Genomic DNA, 18,821 nt, shown 5'->3' with positions numbered 1-18,821 from the left:
AGAGGTCAATGATTAATAAAATAAAGTGAATGGCTATGCCACAAAAGCCAATCATTAGGGTAATCTCGAATCGTTTTTTCAATAATGATTGGCAATTGCTTAGCAATATCTGTTGCGTGCACAGGAGGATAAATATTGATTTGTATTCCATTTTTGCAATATAAGTTATAGAAAACGACTTGCGCTGAAATCACTTTGGATAACCGAACAACACCACTATGTAATTTCGCTGGACGATTAAATAAACGGCAAGCTAATTTATTATTTATCCCTTCCCCCGTATGAATCGTATAATCTGGGGTAATATCAGGGAAAATAATCATATTTTTCTGTCCTGATGCCGTTTCAGTCATTAATGTCATTAAATTTTTTGCTAATGACTTATCCTCTTGATGTATTGAGCAATAAGATAAATTAATTCCCCCAAGAATACGGGCGGTATCATCAAATTTAGTTTGCTCAGCACTTGAAGACACAATAACCGTCGCATTTTTAGGTGATGTTCCTGCCCCTACGATAGTAGCTAATACATCAGAAACCATATGCAATGGCGCTAGAATAACGGGGACTTGTTGTTCATGCAGAGGCTCAACAATTTGATTAAGTTTGTGTGTACACGCTTCTATTTGTGACATGATTTGTCTGTTTTGCCCCCAAGTTGCGCCCTCTTCTAAAATATACCGACGTACCGCGATCCATGCGGTATCAATACGCCCTGGTTTATCCATTAAACACTGGTAATTTTGAGTAGCGACCTTAGTTCTATTACGATAATTCCTACCGATAACCCCAAGGCGGCATAATGTATAACTAACTATTAATAATAGTGGTGTAGATATATAACGCAGTAACCACCTAAATAGAGTCACCGCACAGGTATTTAATTTCACAATACCTACAAGTGCTGCGTCAACGACACTTCTAATACCAAAAATTAGCCATACAATAATAAAGCGGCCCACAATTACTCCTGCTTACTCTTTTCTAAAAGTTCTGCCATATACTTAGTAAATTCAGGAAAATCACGGTCTTGATAAACAACATAGCGCTTATTGATAATGAAAGCGGGTGTTGCCGTAATATTGTAGAATTCAGCAATGCTCTCCATATAATCAAGTTTTTCAGCTACAGCTGGGGTATTGCTAATTTCAAGGTACTTTTCAGTATCAACATTATGCTTTTTCAACCATGCCAATAGTTCGACTTGATTTTTAAAATCAACATTATCATTTAAAACAGAATTAAAAATGGCTGAGCGTAAACTAGGCTCAATATTCATTTCTTCTAAAGTCGCAAAAATAGGTGCATAGGCCGCTAGTGGAGTATACTTACTTGCTAAGTGTATTGCTTTGAAATTATCATCATCAGGCAGTTCTTCTGCAAACTTCATGATGGCATCATTATTTATACCGCAGTAATAACATCCATATGACATAACCTCAATAATACTGTTATTTTCTTTTATTGGGCTCGACAATACTTTTTCGGCAGAAATTTCAAAAAATGTTTGCTGACTTTGACTATTATCTTTAAAGGTCTCAAAAATAAAAACATGATAAAACATGACTGTTGTAAGCACAGAAATCATAATGACAAACAAGGTATATATGATAATCGTTAATTTAGATATTTTTCTATTATTCATTACAGTTTTACCATTGGATTGAAAGCAAAGCATGCAAAGAATCCCTCCTCAGCATGCTTTATAATTATTACATAACAACTAGATTATAAAGGGCATTTACCTGTTGCAGGTTGTGCTTTATAACTTACTTCACCGTGCTTATCAGTACATTTTGTGATCTGTTGGCAGGTTGTCAGGCCAGCGCCTACTGTTACAGTATCAAATGATGTTTCACACACTGGCGCTGTTCCACCAATAACTTTTGATGCATCTACTGTATTTAACAATTTCATATAATTTCCTTATTTATTTTTAGCTATTAACTATTAGCTATTAGATAAAATCAATTTAAATATTTCGCCTTAATAATTTTGACTAAGTAGCCAATAAGGCGGTTTGGATTATATGCATAACAATAATATAAGTTCAATTTAATGGGTAGCTATTCAATCCTAAACCCTGCCTATATTCATGTTATAATTATCCTTATTAGGGATTAACCAGTTTTTCGGTTATTACTTAACTCCACCCCATCATTTATCACAGATTAAATATTGGAATAATGACAGCATTGGAGTAAAATCAGATAATTGTATTTATTTTTATTTTTCACTAATTTCATGAGTGATATATATAAATATTAACAATTAGAAATATTGTTTTACTGATTTAACACATCTAAAAATTTAAATATTTAGGTCAATACAATCTATTACCCCTCATAAGAGTAATAATTTAAAAAGGAGTATTCTAAGGGTTAATAAAAACACCAGTTAAAATTTCACTTACATACTATCAGATACTTTTCACCAAGTTGTCATATTGATAAACATAACCTTAATAATATTAACTTGCATTAATAACATTAATTACAAAGGTAATTGATTTCATTATTTTCTAATGTGTATAAATAATAATACACTGAAAATTAACATGAGGGAGCCATAAAGACTAATGTTGAAATAGTAAAAAAATGGAGGCAATAAACTGCCTCCTAATTAGCGAATCATGAAAATGAAAGTTAAACTTTACTTACCTAATAAATATAGCTTAACAGAATAAACATAACAATAATTAATTTCCCACATCTTCATTTAAAACAATGTCACTTGAATTTTATTTATTAACTAAAAAAATTAATTATATACTTAAATATATCATATCCATATACACAAAAAATCATAATAATATAGATTCAATTTTGGTTATATATCTATTATTAAAACGCCCCAAACAACCTCGCATGAAATAAAATCATGCTTTATAAATGAGAAAACTAAAATGGCACATGACAAAACTATAATATTACAAAATAATAAATCATTAGGTTACTTCAATAAACTTATTGTTTCTAAAGGAAATAACTCTCATTTTAATAATAACAAATATAAAAGTGATACAAGCGGTACATTGGCAGGTTCAGTTCATTATGTACAGAATTGTATAATCCCAGCGGGAAAGCATATTGCTGATGATATTCAACCAAGAATAATATCTAATCGAAAAACTATGTTTCTATTCCAACCTAGAGAATTCATAGCGCATAATGATGACGTCAAGTTATTTGTTTTTGATAAACAAAAACGTATTATATTTGAAGCTAAGATGAAAAATCCAAATGAGCTAACGTCAACTTGTGAACCAATCTATGCCAATATTAGTCCTCCCCAACCCCATCCTAATGAAGTTACTATCATTGTTAGTAATGATAAACAATTGCATCAGTTAGATGACCCCGATTATTTTAATGATATTATTCTTAATCATGATACGGTTAAAATAATCACCAGCGATGGTCACTATAATTCATCATTCAAAGTTGAGTCAGATGAAAAATATTCGCGAAAAAAAATCATATTTCAATGTAAATCAACTTATCGATTTTCAGTATTTTTCAATGGTAGAAATGTTGAGTTAGCTACAGGTGACGAACTTACACTCGTTAATGTAGATGGCACTTGGTTCGAAATAAATACAGAAAATAACTGTGACCAATTCCTATCAAAAATAGACTATATTGGTAATTGTTGGTCAATTATAGTGCCAAGCCAATTTATTAAGCCTAATATTACCTTACAATTTACACATCAAGATAAAAAAGGAGATATTGAATATATAGATATTGGTGCACCTAATGAGTTACTTCTCCATACTATTGCTATTGGTATGTTAACACCCTATAGGGACAAATTCGAATTTCAACAAATGCATGAATATCATCAGCAATATTTTCAACAAGTCCCCTTATCTCGCTTAACGGTAACAACCTACGATCCTATTTATTTAACCGAACTTATGTTGCATGATGGCCGGCTACTGGTAGGTATTGCTCCTGGTGATGGGGGTTGGCACACCGGCATTATGCGGGAATACATAGCAAAATCGTTAATTGCATCTGGAATTAATTTTGCCAACTACGGCTTTTTCAATGCAGGAAGAGACAAAGCGAGTAACATGGTAACACCACAAATAACCGTACACACCTCTATAGGAAAATATGAAAATGGGTTACAAGTGCACGGCGGTTCTGGTGGTGCAGGTATGGCGACATTAGATGACACTATTCGTAATGAATTTAGTCATGAAATTGGACATAATTATGGCTTAGGGCACTACCCCGGTGGATTTTATGGTTCTGTCAACGCCGTTCCTAGCCAGCGAAATTCAACATGGGGATGGGATAGCCACAATAATTTTTTTATTCCCAATTTTGAAAGCGCAACACGAAATAAACCCACGTATTTAGAAAATGAAGGTGAAGGGTTATTCGCACTCCCTTATAAGGAACACTCTCTCGGCCATGATGCAATGGCTGGGGGGTCACCTATGTATGAAAAATACAATGCATTTACCTTACATACTCCTCATTCCCTTAACCAAATTCAACATTTTCTTGAAAGTAAAGCTGTTTTTAATGTTAACTCGGCCACAGGGTTTTCTCGCTGGGATGAAGAATTACAACAAATGAGAGAGTACCGTCATACCACATCAAAATATATTTATAGTGATGTCCCCATAGAAAATGGTAAAGATATCACCGAAGAGCAATTAATAAATATTTTCCAGTTTAATAAAGAAGCTATGATCCACTGTTATAATGGTAGACACGCACCTAATATTATTTTCCCTACCCCCAATAATTACCCGGATTATTTAATTACTATTGATACTTCAGCAAGTTATAGTATTACTCTTCATCTAAATGATACTCAGAAAATTATACATAATAATGAAGTACTACATTATATCTCTGATGGCCGCGAATGGATTATGCATGATGATGATGCACTTCTTAAGGATTTGGTCCCTTACAAGCAAGGTGTTAAGGTGATAACCTTATTAGGGTTACATGACCCCGAAAATAAATTGCCAAGTTATATTTACCCTGCCCTTAATGGTTCTTATGGGATGGTCTATCCTGATGATAGTAATAAACTCGATACAGATTTAGATTACCTCGAAGTCAGCCTTATAACTGGAAGATGTTTACAATTTCAGTTAGCCCCCATTCAAATTAATAGAAATGAAATGAACCAATTTCACGTGAATATCGAAAGAAGTTTACACCCCGTAGAAGCTAGGGTCATTCATAATGGCTCAGTGATTACAAGCCGTAAGATTAATTTAGGTAATGATGACCTAACCTTTACTATCAATTCTAATTAGTTGATAAACTCCTCGTTTATATAAACGAGGAGTTTATGTGGAGAATCACATCATTATATGGAAATAAAAAACTAATACCATTATAGCTAAACAAATAGCAGGTCCAAATGGAATGTAACTTTTTTCATCAATATCATAGTACTCAGCAAACTCTCCTCGATCCGGTCTATAATTAACAGACCTAACAACTAAATAAGTTAATAAACCAAATAATACCGATAACAAAATAAGCCAAGGGATCGCAAATAACCCAATAAAAGTGGCGCCTGCAGCAAACAGTTTGGCATCACCATCACCGAGCCCATCTTTACCTGTCGACAATTTGAACCCCCAAATAACTATTTTAATCACTGACCATACGAGCATACAGCTTGTGACAGATTGCAAAGGAGTTATATTTGTCCAGCTCATTACAGAACTTAATAACCCGAGCCAAATTAACAAATAGTTTAGTTCATCTGGAATAATTAACCATTTAAGATCAATGAAAAATATAACATAGCAAACGGAACATAACCCTAAAAACATCACCAATGTAGCGAGTTCCCTATCAAAATAATAGTAGAAAATAACCAAACCAAAAAAAAAGCCAAAAATAAATTCTGAAAGAGGATAAAGTTTCGATATAGGGCAATGACAATGTCGACATTTCCCTTTTAAAATTAACCAGCTTAATATAGGAATATTGTCCCGTTTATATACTTTATTTTTGCAAGTTGGGCATCGAGAGCCAGGAAAACTTAATGAAAAATTCCCCACCTCTCCCCGTGTAAATATTATAATAGGCAAACGATATATTACTACATTGATAAAACTACCAACACAACAGCCTATAATAATGGCAATCACAGTATAATAATAATGAATAAACTCTAACATACTAGTCACAAATCTTCATTATTGAACCGTCTTTTTCATATTTTTTTTGATCAATATATACATTATTATAAGCGTTGATACTGCCTCTAAAATAGGTTATTTTATATTTTCCTCCATGCCCCCATCCCAGATCTCTATCTATTGCATCAATATTGGTATAAATAAAATCTGTTTTTTTAAGGTTAATATCATAAGCACTTAATTTTTTATTTTGACTTATCGCATTGACTAATTGAGCAAAATCCAGATCTCCCGCTTTAAATGCATCCCGTTCTAATTGGTATGCTCTAGAATAAAATGGGTTAGTCGCAAGGTCTCTAATAATAGGGCTTCGGTTCCAGTCCATTGCTAATGTGTATTTTTCCCCTAATGTTATGCTACTTAATACACTTGCATTACCATATAGCGTCTTGTCAATATCATTATCTGATGCAGATTCCGACCCCCAAGAACTATTACCTTGTCCAGAATAAGTCACACTTGTTAATTCCAGTATAGGCGGAACAGATGATTTTGGGTTATAACCTGTTTTGGCTTTCCACTCAAATGTAACTGTAGGTGCCGGTCTCCCTTTTAGTTCGGGTGGAGATGCTGGTGGGTTTGAATCATAAATATGAATTGTCAGTTTTTTTATTGCGCGTCCGGGTAACCAAATAATATCGTCAGGTTGTCGAAAGTATTCACCACCGCCATAAGTAGTTGGTGCAGCTTGCTGCCTTGGAAAATAGTTAGCGTTGTAAACACCTCGATTTTTGATATAGAGTATTTGGCTATTATAAGACTCAAAAGTACGTTTCCGATCAGTTTTTGTCGGTTTTCCCAAACCTGCATCCGAGATTGACATACCACTGTACTCTCTTGCGCTCATCGGTATGGGCGAAACCTCTTTTTTTGTAGAATAATTCCCAAGTAACGGCGTTCTACCATCAGGTTTCCGTATCGTATCCATTGCAAAAAAGTTAGCAATTTTTATAGGAATACCCCGTTCTTCTTCAGTCCAATATTCTGCAGTAACCGATACATTTACTCGATTACTAAATTTAGATGTTAAACCAAAATCACGTAATGTAGAAATAAATATAGGTAATGGCGTCGATGTATTAGCACAAACCGACATTATTGGATTAGAAGCAGTGTTATTAATATAATTAACACCTTTTGTTGTTTTAGCAACCGCTATTATGGGCAGCAGCAACACGGTACAAAAAATTACTTTTTTCATTATTAACCTCTCACTTACATTTGGGACATCTTAGATAACTGATCTGATAACGAAAATAGTGCAATAAACACCCAGATGACACAACCGCCTAATATTAATGTTGAAAATGATTTTAATAATCCTGCAAGCTTATCCATTTTGTCATTAATATTAATTTTTGACTTTTCAGATACTGATGTTAATACATCATGAAATGATGGTAATGCGGAATACAAACTAATATTCAAAAGCTCATGTACATTTAATAACCCTGTATTCAGCGCTTCTCCGTAGTTTTGACCTTTGGCCATATTAACTTTCATAATATTAATATGACTTTTTAACCATCTATTGGCATTTAAACTCAATATTGTCAATGCATCATTAATAGGGATTTTATTTTTTAACATCCCTGACAAACTATTTAATATAATAGAAGCATTTAATTGTTTGAAAGTAGAAAATGGTACTACTCTGTCCATAAACCTATCCCTAAATAACCCAGTTACATTTGCCATAATAACCCTAGTTATTATCGTTAATAGGATGACTGCTACTAAAATATAAACCCATAACCCATTATATAAAGCCAAGCCAAATTCATATAATGAACTGGTCACAACAGGCCAACGCGTAACCGGTAGTACTCGTTCAAAGGCAGGGAAAACTTTGACCGCATAACCTGCTATCACAATTAAAGATAAAGCCAACATAATCAAAGGAAATGTTATTGATTTGATGACTTTTGACATTAATTGGTCTTTATATTTAATAACCTCAACGATACTGGTAAAGCCATTGGCAAGTGCCCCACTTTTCTCTGAAGAATAGATTAAACTTAATTCACTCTTTGGTACCATCCCATCAAAAACGGATGCAATAGATTCTTTATTCGCCATTTTGTCTAATAAATAATTCAATTTATTGACAAACCCTTTGCCTATAACCGTTTCCCCTTCTTTTTTTAGTTTTATGATTGAATCATAAATCGGAAGGTTAGAGTTAATCATATCAGCACAAAATTGATATAAATATAATCGCTGAGATTTAGTGAATTTTTTCAAAAATTACCTCCATATCTTCTGCTGGAATAGCGCCAAATTCATGAGTAAACCAGTGGTAACAAACTTTATTTTCAATTACTAATAACAGCGTTTTTTCTTTAATTTGAAACCCCTCACCAATTCCTTTTCCAATTAGCCTTTTTTTACGCCAGTGCATATACGCTTCAAGCCAATTATTTTTCGCTATTGCAGATAATTCATCAATTGATGGCCGCATATATTCGATAACGAGTTTACGTCCTTTGATACCCGTATATTTGCAATGCTGGCAGCCATCTTGGTTAAGCACTGATATTTCAATTTCCCGGGAACCGAAAATGGCAAGCTCTGATTTTTTACAGTGCGAACATAGTACTGGCATTAACTTTTGACACTGTAGGCCCGCAATAAAACCAGGTGTACACAGTTTGTCTCCTGTAATACCGAGTGCCGATAGCCGCTGTAATAATGTTACAATGCTCCCTGCGTGAACGGTTGTGAAACAATAATGGCCACTTTCAACTGCACCAGATAATGCATTAGCTGAAATTTTATCTCGTATTTCACCTATCATAAGTACATCTGGATCACGACGTAATGCGGATTTAATCGCGGAATGAAACCCTCCACCATCGACATCTAATACTGAACTTTGTTTGGTACCATAGATATAATATTCAACGGGGTCTTCCACCGTTAAAAAACAACCTTTGTTGTTAAACCGATTTATTTGTAGCCATTCAATAACTGTCTTTAATGTTGTTGATTTCCCCGACCCCGTTGTTCCTGCAATAAAATAAGCACCATATGGATTACTTAGTATTGATTTAATATCTTCAATTTCTACCTCAGATAACCCTGTACTCTCCAATTGAGGGTTAGGGTTAGTATCTATAGAAGCAGGTATAATTCTCAATACACAATGATAACAATCACTTGTCTCTCCAAATATTGGGAAATGTGCATAACGAAACCGGTATTTTTTACCTTTCAAATCATACAAAATATTGGCACTTTGCGGTTGTTGGCGATTCCATGTTGTCTCTTTAGTCGTCGCTTCAACGTTATACAATACAAACACCAATTCATCACAACTAGCAGATGTTAACTGAGAATATAAAATTAAAGAGCCATTAACCCTAAACTCTACTTTTGAAATAACATCCCCACGAGTAATATGTAAATCACTCGCCCCAGTATCAACGGCAACCTGCAATAAACTTTCTAGTTCTTTTTGGACATCACTGGTTTCATATAATAGGTTACTGCTCTTGTCTCGAGTTGCTTTTTCAATAATTTGGTAATATTGAGATTCAGTACTCAACATAAACCCACAAATATTTTTCTTATAAACTGAACGCGTATAATATAAATCCATATATATACTCTCTAGTTTATCAATCTTAATTTTATTGATAACTAAATACTTGGATTTATTATAATCAACAATGATTAAATTTTTTTCAAGCAACTCAAAGTGGCATTTTTCTAATGCCTTTACCCCACCTTCAATACAATTTATGTTAATAAAATCAATTGATTGGAACATTATTAATCTACAACTTTATATTGATTGTTTTTTAGAATAACTCGATATCGCATTCCATTCATACTAAATGGTTTATTCTCACTAACAAAAGAAATGCGGCTATTCTCACTATTCACCACCCCTATTTTTTTTATACCCGCAACATAAGAAATCATAATAACTTTTGGCTTATCCATTGGTTTAACGGGAGTATCCATCAGTTCATTAATTCGTTGTTCCTCGACATCATTATCCATTTCCTTGGTTGCTACAGTTTCTTGACTAGGAGACTCATTTAAAATTTCATTGACCTCTTTTAGTTCTTTTTTTAACTTAGCTAGCGTAATTTGATTTTCAATATGTAATTTTTCTGATTCAAATTGAAGATTTCGTTGCATTAAGTCAACAATATTTTTTTGTTCAACTGATACTTCTTTATTTTCAATGCTTGGTAATTCCATACTTTCTGCTTGCGGATCTGCATAAGCGAACTGTAGGCTTATACCTAATGTTAAAATAGAAAACATTATCTTTTGCATGCAAAAACTCCTGTAACTTTAATATTGTTAACATCTAATTTCTCTATTGATTTAAAAACATAATAATCAATATAAGGTTGACCGTTTAATAAGTAACTAATTTCCAATGGGTTATTTTTAAAAGTCATTTCAAATTTTGCAAATAACAAATTATGGCTATCTGGATACCCTGAATATTTACTTTCTATATTTGACACAGAGGAAGATGGTAATTCATTTAATTTTATCTTTTTTTTCTCGTTATCTTTTGATGAATTGTATGCATAAACATAGTTTATATAATCATTACAAGTAGGTACATGCAATTTTGCCTCAGGAGAAGTTATTTTATTTTCCAATCTATTATCAGTATATTTCAATTGTAAATTAGAAAAATCCAAGCTATCTGGGCTAATAATCCCTTCGTAGCGTTCATTGAAAAAAAATTTATCTTGAACATTAAAAATAGCACCAGGCTTTAATTTGTATGAAAATTGACAGTTATCTTCATTACAAGTAAACATATCCTCATTGAAGCCACTTGCTGTAAATGCATAACTACTGAGTAAAATTTGTTTTAATATAATGATAAGATCATCAGCTTGATACCCATGAAACTGAGATAAATAAAAATTTGTAATTTTCTTTTTATCATTGAGAACTAACTGCTGCTGTTGTTTTTCTAATGCCTCTTTTTCTGTTTTTTTATAATGTAAATAATACATTACACCAGAAATGGTTATAATTAATACTATTACAATACTAATGATTAGCATATACTTACTTTTCAATAAGCCATGCTCACGCCAGCCAGAAAGAATATCTTTCATACTAATAACCCTAATATAAGGATAGAATATAAATAATGATTGTGAATATGCTTATCCCACAAGCAATTGCCGCTGAAACTTTAATGATTGTATTACGATACTTTTTTTCCTGATTCAAATACTCTTCATAAATTGCATCAAATATATCATTATTAATAACCGTCACATCTAAAGAGCCATATATTGATGTATCTTTTTGACTCAAAATATAGGAGAGCATTCCCTCCGTTATGATTGTATCTATTGGAGAGATTACACAATCATCTTTAATGCATATTAAATAATAATGTGTAATATCACCCTCAACTATAGGAGCATAAAACATGCCATCGCCATAAAGTTCTTTAATATATAAAGCTAATATTTCGTGTAATTTCACTTGCTTAGGAAATAACACTTCCTTCATACCATTACGAGTTTTATACCTAATTTTCCTACATTTTTTTTTGGTTGACTCAAGCCAAAATCGATGCCGATGCTCTTCTGTTTGGCTCGAATCAATCCATATACCACCAATAGTCAGCTTATTCTTTAGTAACTCTGCTAATGTCATGGCTTACTCATTAATTGAAAAGTAATTGTCTATCCCTACAATCATAATAATAGTTGAATTCGCATCTTCACTTTTTAAGATAGCTGATAAAATACCTGCCTTTTGTCCATCAGATTCTGTATTTTCATCATATTTACCAACGATCAGTAAATCACCCGGTTTAATTACAGAAGTATTAAACATTTCCGTTGTTGTATAATTAGGCAGTTGAACATTATCAAATTTTTCTATGCCAATCAGATTTTTACGTGTAAATCCACTAGCAACTTCAATTTTCCCATCAGATAAGGCTCTCGGAGTAATAATAAAACTGCTCCCTGTCACAATTTGATCGGTTGTTAACTGATTCTCAGTAATATCCATATTGGCATTTTTAGTTGAAGTCATGCCAGATACATAATGTTGAGTCTTAGTTAAATTTAGCGGGATTGGCATATTATTACGAGTAATAAAAGACCCACTTTGCAAAATTTTACTTCCAGTTAAATTATAAACAGCGTCAAGTTGTGCGGCTAAGCGAAATTTGGCATTTTCACCACCATGAAAATTTGAATTAGCATTAAGACTTCCAGTTAACTTAGTCAGCAAACTTTGATTAAACCCGACTTGCGTACCACCACTGTTGTAAGAAAAACCCAACTCTGCTTCTAAGTTTTTAGATTTTGACTTGTCGAGTATATAAATTTTATAGCTAACAACAAATTGACGGCTATTTGCTTGTTTGTATTGCTCTAGAACCTTATTGACATGATTGTATTCTGATTGCCTTCCAACAAACGTCAAAATAGATGAGTCTTGAAATATATTATATACCCCTGAAGAGATATATTTATCCATCATATCTTTCACATCTGCCCAGAACGAGGATTTAAATGAGGTTGTTGATTTACCTTTTAATCCGCTAGATGAGGCTGCCTCATTACTTGATATATCTAAACTAGCTTCATAGTTATTATCTGTCCCATAATAATCAAGGTTGATCGCAAAGTTTGAATATAATTTAACCTCTAGTAAATTATTCTTCTTCAGTTGAATACTTACATCATACAAATTTGATAAATAACCAATAAATTCGTCTAGATTACCTTTAAAATTAATAGTATATACTGTGTTTTTTAATATATCCTCACCAGCCGTAGCTTTCTCAGCCAACTCTTGAGGAGTACTCGCATCAACTTTATAGGTAATTTCCATTTGTTCACCTAACATTTCTAATACGGTATAAATGTTAACAGGTGCATAAGTTGTCAAATTAATTTCTTTATCGAGTACTTTTTTCTGCTGACGATCGTAACTGACTTCTTTTCCTAAATATGATGTACCTAGAGATAAAAATGTCTCTTGTTTGCTACTATCAATATCTTGAAGGTCAGTTACTCTATCAAATAATTCTTTGTCATTATATTTTTCTTCAAAAAAACTACTACATCCTTGAAGTAGTAATGGCAATAGAATATAAACCAATTTACACATTTTCATTTTATTTTCTACTTATCAATTATCAATCACGAGAACATTGTTTTCTTCATAAAACTTCAAATAAAACCCTGCTTTTTGGTAAGACAGTTGTTTACCTAATTTTTCTAAAACTTGTATCCTATCTGTACCATCAATTGTGATCTCATTAAAAATGACAATATCTTTTGGGCTATTCCAAATAAAATCAATGCCATTAAATTTTGTCCACTCTTCAATACTTTGGCTTAAAAGCTCATTTTTCTTAAGTATTAAATGACTCATAACCTCCCGTTGCTCTTCACCCTCTTTTTTATCACCAGTCATTTGTTCTATATTGATATTTTGCTGTTCAGTTTTTGATGAATCAGAAACCGATTTAATTTCTTTCATCGGTTTTAAATTAACCCATCCTTGTTGACCTATTGTTGAGTTAGCAATAGAAGAGAAAGCTAAACTACATAAAATAAACACGCTCATTTTATATTTCATTATATGAATACCTTATTACTAATCATATGAAGTAGAATAATCCCCTTTAATTGAACTGCACCATTCAACTGCCATAATTGATAATGATTTAGGGTTAACATAAGTACTGGAATCCCCGTTCTCTGGATTATTTACACCTAATGAAGCACTTATAATCCAAGTCGGTTGAAATGGTGTCGTTGCTGTGCCAGCAATGCTGCCATGTCTAGCCTGTAATACGACGCCTGCAGATAACCCTACGTTTTTTATTTTGTTTATTCTTGTACTCGACTCGTGAGAGAGGTCAACATCTAAAATATTTTTTTCATCATCAAATACAACTGGCGTCATTGATGAAACTGCGACTGTCAACCTTGGCCATAACCTTACGTCATTAACTACCGGACATAACTTTCTTGGTATAGTAATGACCCCATCCTCTTTGAGATCATCTCCAACATAATTCTCACCAACAATCATGCTCTTATTATTGCCTGTAAAACTGTGATAACTTACTTCAGGGACGGTACGATATTCTTTGACTAATTTAGAGCCTTCATAATGACTATCTTCAATAACTACATTAGCGACCAATGTTCCTGCTATTTGATTGCCTTTATTATCTTCTTTGGTGAGTATAAAATTACTGTCATCTAAATATTGAGCATCCGTTATACTGAAGTCTCCGGGTAATTCTTTCAATTCTAAACAAACAGATTTTGCTTTATTTTGAGTATCCCAACATAAAGCAGGCATTTTTTCATTTTTATCTGGAGCGCCACTCGTTAATACAAGTTTATTCTCATCTTTTGCTGTCAAACAAGGACCATATTGACTATTTTTTGTATTCCAACATAATTTATCGGTATTAACAGAACCATCGGATTTTAAATATTTCCCTGCTTTACTATTGAAGCTAAAACGTATTCCATAATTATAATTATCATTACTTAAAGTATCAGCATTTAGTGCTAATTCTCCAAACTTGATATTTTGATCATTTTTCTTTAATAATTTCCAGTTAGTATTTTCATTATGTTTTTTTTCTTTAAAAACTATATCAGCTTGAATTAAATATAGGGACTTATCTTTAAATGATTGCATAAAGTTATTATATAAATTGTCAATGTATAAATTTTCTTCTTCTTTTTGTGGGTGGTACATTGCGATAAAATCAGTTCGCTCAATTGTTTTTCTTTTGGTGTCACCAATAAGATCAATTCTTTCTATAGATAAAACAGGCTGTTGGCTAATTAAAGGGTCAATTGTACATTTCAAAAATTCTTTTTTTAGTGATAATTCAAGTAGGCTTCCTTGACAAGTTTCATCGGTAAAGTAATTACGTTCACTTCCAATGCCACTTCCCCAATTAAAGTGTAAATTATCATGAGTTAATTCATCTTCAATTTTATAGTTACTCACACGCTTACTGTATTCTGGCTTTTTATTTCCTATTTGAAATAAAGGATTTCGCTTGAGGTTCCCATCTATTGTTTCTAGTTCGTCACTATTAACAAAGTCTATAAAACGATACATTTCATCAACGATTGTATCTGAAATTTGTTGGCGACGGTTATCTTCAATTCTATTAATAATAAAGCGGCTCAATGGAACCATTATCACACCAATTATTCCAAGGACGATAATAACTTCAAGTAATGAATAACCTGCTATTTTACTTTTTTTCATCTTTATTTCTCAAAACCTCTCTAATTAAAGAGAGGTTTTATTAGCGAGTTATTAGTCTCTATTTATTAACGACTACCTAAAATAACTGCGTTAGTTGGCGAATCGACACAAACTGTTGCGATGTCATCTGGCTTAATGTTTTTATTACCATCGGCATGCAATGAGCGCAGGATAGGTGAATCATCTGTTATTTCTACAGCGAGATTTTTTGCTGTTGCAGTCAAGCTACTTGCTCCAGCTGCTGCTACACCGACTTCAACGTAATCCCATAAATTTCCTGATTGGGAAATAACCGCACGGCACTGCTCTTGATTAAGTCCATTTAATTCCACAACAAACCCACGCAGCCCCGTTGCTGGCTGCCCCGTTACTGTCATGGCTCCAGAGATCGCAATAAAGTTATTAGAAATATTATTACGCGCTTCGTCTGTCGAAACTTTGCCTAACTGAACTAAGCGTGCCACAATTGCTGTAGATTCTTTTGCGTCTTTAATTGACTCAAATGTATAGTTCGCAGAATCTGTTCCTGCCTCTGCTGGGTAACCTGGAGCGCGTTGATAAGCTTCTTTAGCTGCAATACGTATTGAGTTTGTATTGCTCACTAAGTCTGAGATTGCACGGCTATCGAATGCACGTTGTGCTAATACGACGACACCTGCTGCAATTGTTCCGACAATGCCTAATACAATGATAATTTCGAGTAATGTCATACCACGCTGATTTTTTACTTCGTGATATTTAGATACTTTTTTTAGGAGTTTCATTTTTAAATTTTGAGTCTGCTGATACACTTTGAACATAGTTATTCCTCAAATATTGATTTGATATATTTTTATAAATTCAATAACATTGATAAATTATATATTATTTAAATTAGTTACTCTCTTTATTAATAGTAACTCTATTTATTACCTTTCAAGATTTTATTTTGTTTATATTAAATGTTTATTGGCCGTATCCTTTTATCACTACCTCTCATTGCAATAATTATTAGTTCAAATTATTTTTCAGTCAACATGGTTTTATTATTATAAATTTAATTGTCGTAATCACCTTGTAATCTTTATTAACTTTTATTTAATATCTTATACATAAAGCATATTTAATATGTATGCACCATTTATCTATTCAGTATATAAACACCCACCGATTAGGATTATTCCTAATCTATTTTAATTTAATAAGAAATATTCAGTTACATTATTTATGAAAATACTACCGATTAAATATATACAATTAAATAATATTAATATATTTTACTCTTTATTCGGCTAAATACTCCTATTCGGGATAATAAACGTGCTTTGTATATTGCTTATTTATTATCACTTGAGTAATTCTGTTTTTTAGTCGAAACACTACTTTTACTACCAATTACCGCTATTACTATCGTTAGTTGTATGGTAAATAGCCCTGATATGAGACTATAAACATGACATATCCAAAATTATCCTTTACTGGCACTTCATTTAGCTCTAATCATGAGTCTACTATTAATTCAAAACCTGCACCAATTGCTAAACAAGATTTGAAAAAGGCAAAATTAATACAAGTTCCTATGATATATATTGATGCATTTGAAAATATTAAAAATGAAGGGTATACCTCCCTCTCCTTCTCTTCATATCTAATCGAAGCGTTAAAAGAAAAAATCATTTGTGATGTCTCTCGATTAGATTCATAGAATTATATTTAACGTTTTAACCTAATAAAAAATCGCGTATTTATTCATGTTCAAATACGCGATTTTTTATTTTTAACTACACTAACAAATAAAATAACCTACTAACTATTCTTACTAATAATTAGTTATCGATAACCTTTTTTATGGTTTGCCGAAGACCAACTGTAAGTTTGGTCACTTGGTATTAATTTATCTTTTTTCTTTTGTGCTCGAAGTTTCTTTGCTTGCTTATCAACTTCAATAGATATTTCGGTAATGATTTGCTTTTTGACTTTATTTTGCTCAGAGTTGGTTAATTCACGGCCAAGTTTTTTTCTTTCTTGCGCCAACTTACTACGAACTTGCATCTTTTGAGTTTCGGTCATCTCTTGGATGGTTAACATCTTCATTGTCTCGCCCCTTACTCATATTGAAATACCCAACATCAATATAGCATCATTATACGCCAAAGTACTATTAAGCCTTTTTAATCTTAACATTAAGTGCCAAGTGATAAGATTAGGAGTATAGTTAGCCTTATTGCAACTTTAATGAATACCACAGTTATTATGGAATTAACTCCCTCTTCAAAAAATATTCGGCAATTACTGGCGACTGACAGCACGTTAATTGATGTCAGGGCTCCTATCGAATTTCAACAAGGTTCGATGCCAAGTGCGATTAATATCCCTTTAATGAATGATGATGAACGCAAAGCAGTTGGCACTTGCTATAAACAAGAAGGGTCTCATCAAGCACTCACATTAGGGCATCAGCTTGTGAGTGGTGAGATAAAAGAAGCACGCTTAGCTGCTTGGAAAGAAGCCTGTCTCAGCCATAAAAGTGGCTATATTTGCTGTGCTAGGGGGGGAATGCGGTCGCATATCGTTCAATCATGGTTAAAAGACATTGGTATTGAATACCCTCTCGTTGCAGGAGGCTACAAAGTATTACGGCAAGCCGCAATTGATGCAATCAATGAATTAACACTACGGCCTATAATTTTAATTGGTGGCTGTACTGGTAATGGCAAAACAACGCTTGTTCATAACTTAGCAAATGGGATTGATTTAGAAGGAATTGCTCATCATCGCGGGTCGTCTTTTGGTCGCACATTACAACCCCAATTTCCTCAAGCCACATTTGAAAATCATTTGGCAGTTATGCTACTAAAAAAAGCAGAACATCATAACCGCTGGGTTTTAGAGGATGAAGGTCGTGCAATTGGTTCTAATAGCCTACCCAGTGTACTCAAAAGTCAAATGGACTCTGCTACTATTGCGGTGGTTGAAGACCCCTTTGATGTACGGCTCGAACGCCTTAAACAGGAATACTTCGACCGTATGACACATGAATTTCTTAATGTATTTGGGGAGGAAAAAGGCTGGCAAGAATACAGCGAATATTTACACCACGGTCTCTTTGCTATTCGTAAGCGTTTAGGTTCACAGCGTGCAATTGAATTAACTCGCTTATTAGATCTTGCTCTTGCAGAACAAAAAGTGACAGGTGACACTCAAGCACACTATTCTTGGCTATGCCCTTTACTCAATGAATATTATGACCCTATGTATCTCTACCAATTAAGTAAAAAACAACAGCGGATTATTTTTCGTGGAACTTATGAAGAAGTTGAATATTGGCTAACGTCTCAGCACTGATTTTAGATCCATATCATACAAATCCCATGCTCAAAACGGT

At 33.1% G+C, this 18,821-nt stretch carries 18 protein-coding genes; 3 read left to right on the top strand and 15 right to left on the bottom strand.

Annotated elements, in window-relative coordinates; all coding sequences use genetic code 11:
- Positions 1-5 precede the first annotated feature (5 nt).
- The 3 genes from ACHB7C_RS03455 to ACHB7C_RS03445 all read right to left on the bottom strand — a co-directional run bounded on the left by ACHB7C_RS03455 (position 6) and on the right by ACHB7C_RS03445 (position 1,917).
- Positions 6-962 carry an ABC transporter gene (locus ACHB7C_RS03455; RefSeq protein ID WP_042843755.1) on the bottom strand — a complete coding sequence of 319 codons (957 nt, stop codon included), beginning with the start codon at positions 960-962 and terminating at the stop codon, positions 6-8.
- Between the two features lie 2 nt (positions 963-964).
- A complete protein-coding gene (locus ACHB7C_RS03450; RefSeq protein WP_042844330.1) occupies positions 965-1,645 on the bottom strand; it encodes a DsbA family protein in 681 nt (226 codons plus the stop codon).
- Positions 1,646-1,728: 83 nt separating this feature from the next.
- Positions 1,729-1,917, bottom strand: coding sequence for a DUF4762 family protein (locus ACHB7C_RS03445; protein ID WP_166685961.1), 189 nt, complete (start codon positions 1,915-1,917; stop codon positions 1,729-1,731).
- Between the two features lie 1,312 nt (positions 1,918-3,229).
- On the opposite strand from ACHB7C_RS03445, the gene ACHB7C_RS03440 reads away from it, so the two are divergent.
- Positions 3,230-5,290: a M66 family metalloprotease gene (locus ACHB7C_RS03440; protein WP_166686539.1), complete on the top strand. Its 2,061-nt coding sequence runs from the start codon at positions 3,230-3,232 to the stop codon at positions 5,288-5,290.
- A 45-nt stretch (positions 5,291-5,335) separates the two neighbouring features.
- Here the strand turns inward: ACHB7C_RS03440 and ACHB7C_RS03435 are convergent, their stop codons facing one another.
- From ACHB7C_RS03435 to ACHB7C_RS03385, 11 genes are all read right to left on the bottom strand, one after another.
- The gene (locus ACHB7C_RS03435; protein WP_217008307.1) at positions 5,336-6,139 is read right to left on the bottom strand and encodes an A24 family peptidase; all 804 of its coding nucleotides are present in this window, start codon (positions 6,137-6,139) and stop codon (positions 5,336-5,338) included.
- Between the two features lie 31 nt (positions 6,140-6,170).
- Positions 6,171-7,391 carry a hypothetical protein gene (locus ACHB7C_RS03430; protein ID WP_129465923.1) on the bottom strand — a complete coding sequence of 407 codons (1,221 nt, stop codon included), beginning with the start codon at positions 7,389-7,391 and terminating at the stop codon, positions 6,171-6,173.
- A gap of 14 nt (positions 7,392-7,405) precedes the next feature.
- A complete protein-coding gene (locus tag ACHB7C_RS03425; protein ID WP_042843760.1) occupies positions 7,406-8,434 on the bottom strand; it encodes a type II secretion system F family protein in 1,029 nt (342 codons plus the stop codon).
- Positions 8,418-9,791 (bottom strand): ATPase, T2SS/T4P/T4SS family, encoded by a 1,374-nt coding sequence (locus tag ACHB7C_RS03420; RefSeq protein ID WP_210814873.1) that lies wholly within the window; start codon positions 9,789-9,791, stop codon positions 8,418-8,420. Before ACHB7C_RS03420 ends, ACHB7C_RS03425 begins: the two co-directional genes overlap by 17 nt.
- Positions 9,792-9,964: 173 nt before the next feature.
- The gene (locus ACHB7C_RS03415; RefSeq protein ID WP_166684941.1) at positions 9,965-10,480 is read right to left on the bottom strand and encodes a hypothetical protein; all 516 of its coding nucleotides are present in this window, start codon (positions 10,478-10,480) and stop codon (positions 9,965-9,967) included.
- Positions 10,468-11,289, bottom strand: a complete 822-nt coding sequence (locus tag ACHB7C_RS03410; RefSeq protein WP_042843762.1) for a hypothetical protein — start codon at positions 11,287-11,289, stop codon at positions 10,468-10,470. The genes ACHB7C_RS03415 and ACHB7C_RS03410 overlap by 13 nt, the downstream gene beginning before the upstream one ends.
- A gap of 10 nt (positions 11,290-11,299) precedes the next feature.
- A complete protein-coding gene (locus tag ACHB7C_RS03405; RefSeq protein WP_395346397.1) occupies positions 11,300-11,842 on the bottom strand; it encodes a hypothetical protein in 543 nt (180 codons plus the stop codon).
- A gap of 3 nt (positions 11,843-11,845) precedes the next feature.
- Entirely contained in the window at positions 11,846-13,321 is a 1,476-nt protein-coding gene (locus ACHB7C_RS03400) for a type II and III secretion system protein (RefSeq protein ID WP_198861418.1), read from the bottom strand.
- Between the two features lie 15 nt (positions 13,322-13,336).
- Complete coding sequence (locus tag ACHB7C_RS03395) at positions 13,337-13,789, bottom strand: TcpQ domain-containing protein (RefSeq protein ID WP_052219277.1); 453 nt, start codon at positions 13,787-13,789, stop codon at positions 13,337-13,339.
- An 18-nt stretch (positions 13,790-13,807) separates the two neighbouring features.
- On the bottom strand, positions 13,808-15,457 hold the full coding sequence (locus tag ACHB7C_RS03390; RefSeq protein WP_349483536.1) for a prepilin-type N-terminal cleavage/methylation domain-containing protein: 1,650 nt from the start codon (positions 15,455-15,457) through the stop codon (positions 13,808-13,810).
- A 65-nt stretch (positions 15,458-15,522) separates the two neighbouring features.
- Positions 15,523-16,257, bottom strand: coding sequence for a type IV pilus major pilin (locus ACHB7C_RS03385; protein WP_210856228.1), 735 nt, complete (start codon positions 16,255-16,257; stop codon positions 15,523-15,525).
- A gap of 632 nt (positions 16,258-16,889) precedes the next feature.
- Here ACHB7C_RS03385 and ACHB7C_RS03380 point away from each other — a divergent pair.
- Positions 16,890-17,141 (top strand): hypothetical protein, encoded by a 252-nt coding sequence (locus ACHB7C_RS03380; protein ID WP_042843768.1) that lies wholly within the window; start codon positions 16,890-16,892, stop codon positions 17,139-17,141.
- 125 nt (positions 17,142-17,266) lie between these two features.
- On the opposite strand, the gene ACHB7C_RS03375 is transcribed toward ACHB7C_RS03380, so the two are convergent.
- A complete protein-coding gene (locus ACHB7C_RS03375) occupies positions 17,267-17,530 on the bottom strand; it encodes a DUF3811 domain-containing protein (protein WP_042843769.1) in 264 nt (87 codons plus the stop codon).
- A gap of 159 nt (positions 17,531-17,689) precedes the next feature.
- On the opposite strand from ACHB7C_RS03375, the gene mnmH reads away from it, so the two are divergent.
- Positions 17,690-18,781 carry a tRNA 2-selenouridine(34) synthase MnmH gene (gene mnmH / locus ACHB7C_RS03370; protein WP_071548847.1) on the top strand — a complete coding sequence of 364 codons (1,092 nt, stop codon included), beginning with the start codon at positions 17,690-17,692 and terminating at the stop codon, positions 18,779-18,781.
- Positions 18,782-18,821: the final 40 nt, after the last annotated feature.

The sequence above is a fragment of the Providencia sp. 2024EL-00732 genome (assembly GCF_044006275.1).
Taxonomy (GTDB): Bacteria; Pseudomonadota; Gammaproteobacteria; order Enterobacterales; family Enterobacteriaceae; genus Providencia; species Providencia huashanensis.
This window is presented reverse-complemented; position numbering and strand designations above follow the sequence as displayed.

Coding starts and splice junctions, on each gene's coding strand:
- ACHB7C_RS03450 (WP_042844330.1), bottom strand. CDS start 1,645: ATGAATAATAGAAAAATATCTAAATTAACGATTATCATATATACCTTG.
- ACHB7C_RS03445 (WP_166685961.1), bottom strand. CDS start 1,917: ATGAAATTGTTAAATACAGTAGATGCATCAAAAGTTATTGGTGGAACA.
- ACHB7C_RS03440 (WP_166686539.1), top strand. CDS start 3,230: ATGAAAAATCCAAATGAGCTAACGTCAACTTGTGAACCAATCTATGCC.
- ACHB7C_RS03430 (WP_129465923.1), bottom strand. CDS start 7,391: ATGAAAAAAGTAATTTTTTGTACCGTGTTGCTGCTGCCCATAATAGCG.
- ACHB7C_RS03420 (WP_210814873.1), bottom strand. CDS start 9,791: ATGGATTTATATTATACGCGTTCAGTTTATAAGAAAAATATTTGTGGG.
- ACHB7C_RS03415 (WP_166684941.1), bottom strand. CDS start 10,480: ATGCAAAAGATAATGTTTTCTATTTTAACATTAGGTATAAGCCTACAG.
- ACHB7C_RS03410 (WP_042843762.1), bottom strand. CDS start 11,289: ATGAAAGATATTCTTTCTGGCTGGCGTGAGCATGGCTTATTGAAAAGT.
- ACHB7C_RS03405 (WP_395346397.1), bottom strand. CDS start 11,842: ATGACATTAGCAGAGTTACTAAAGAATAAGCTGACTATTGGTGGTATA.
- ACHB7C_RS03400 (WP_198861418.1), bottom strand. CDS start 13,321: ATGAAAATGTGTAAATTGGTTTATATTCTATTGCCATTACTACTTCAA.
- ACHB7C_RS03395 (WP_052219277.1), bottom strand. CDS start 13,789: ATGAAATATAAAATGAGCGTGTTTATTTTATGTAGTTTAGCTTTCTCT.
- ACHB7C_RS03390 (WP_349483536.1), bottom strand. CDS start 15,457: ATGAAAAAAAGTAAAATAGCAGGTTATTCATTACTTGAAGTTATTATC.
- ACHB7C_RS03385 (WP_210856228.1), bottom strand. CDS start 16,257: ATGTTCAAAGTGTATCAGCAGACTCAAAATTTAAAAATGAAACTCCTA.
- ACHB7C_RS03380 (WP_042843768.1), top strand. CDS start 16,890: ATGACATATCCAAAATTATCCTTTACTGGCACTTCATTTAGCTCTAAT.
- ACHB7C_RS03375 (WP_042843769.1), bottom strand. CDS start 17,530: ATGAAGATGTTAACCATCCAAGAGATGACCGAAACTCAAAAGATGCAA.
- mnmH (WP_071548847.1), top strand. CDS start 17,690: ATGGAATTAACTCCCTCTTCAAAAAATATTCGGCAATTACTGGCGACT.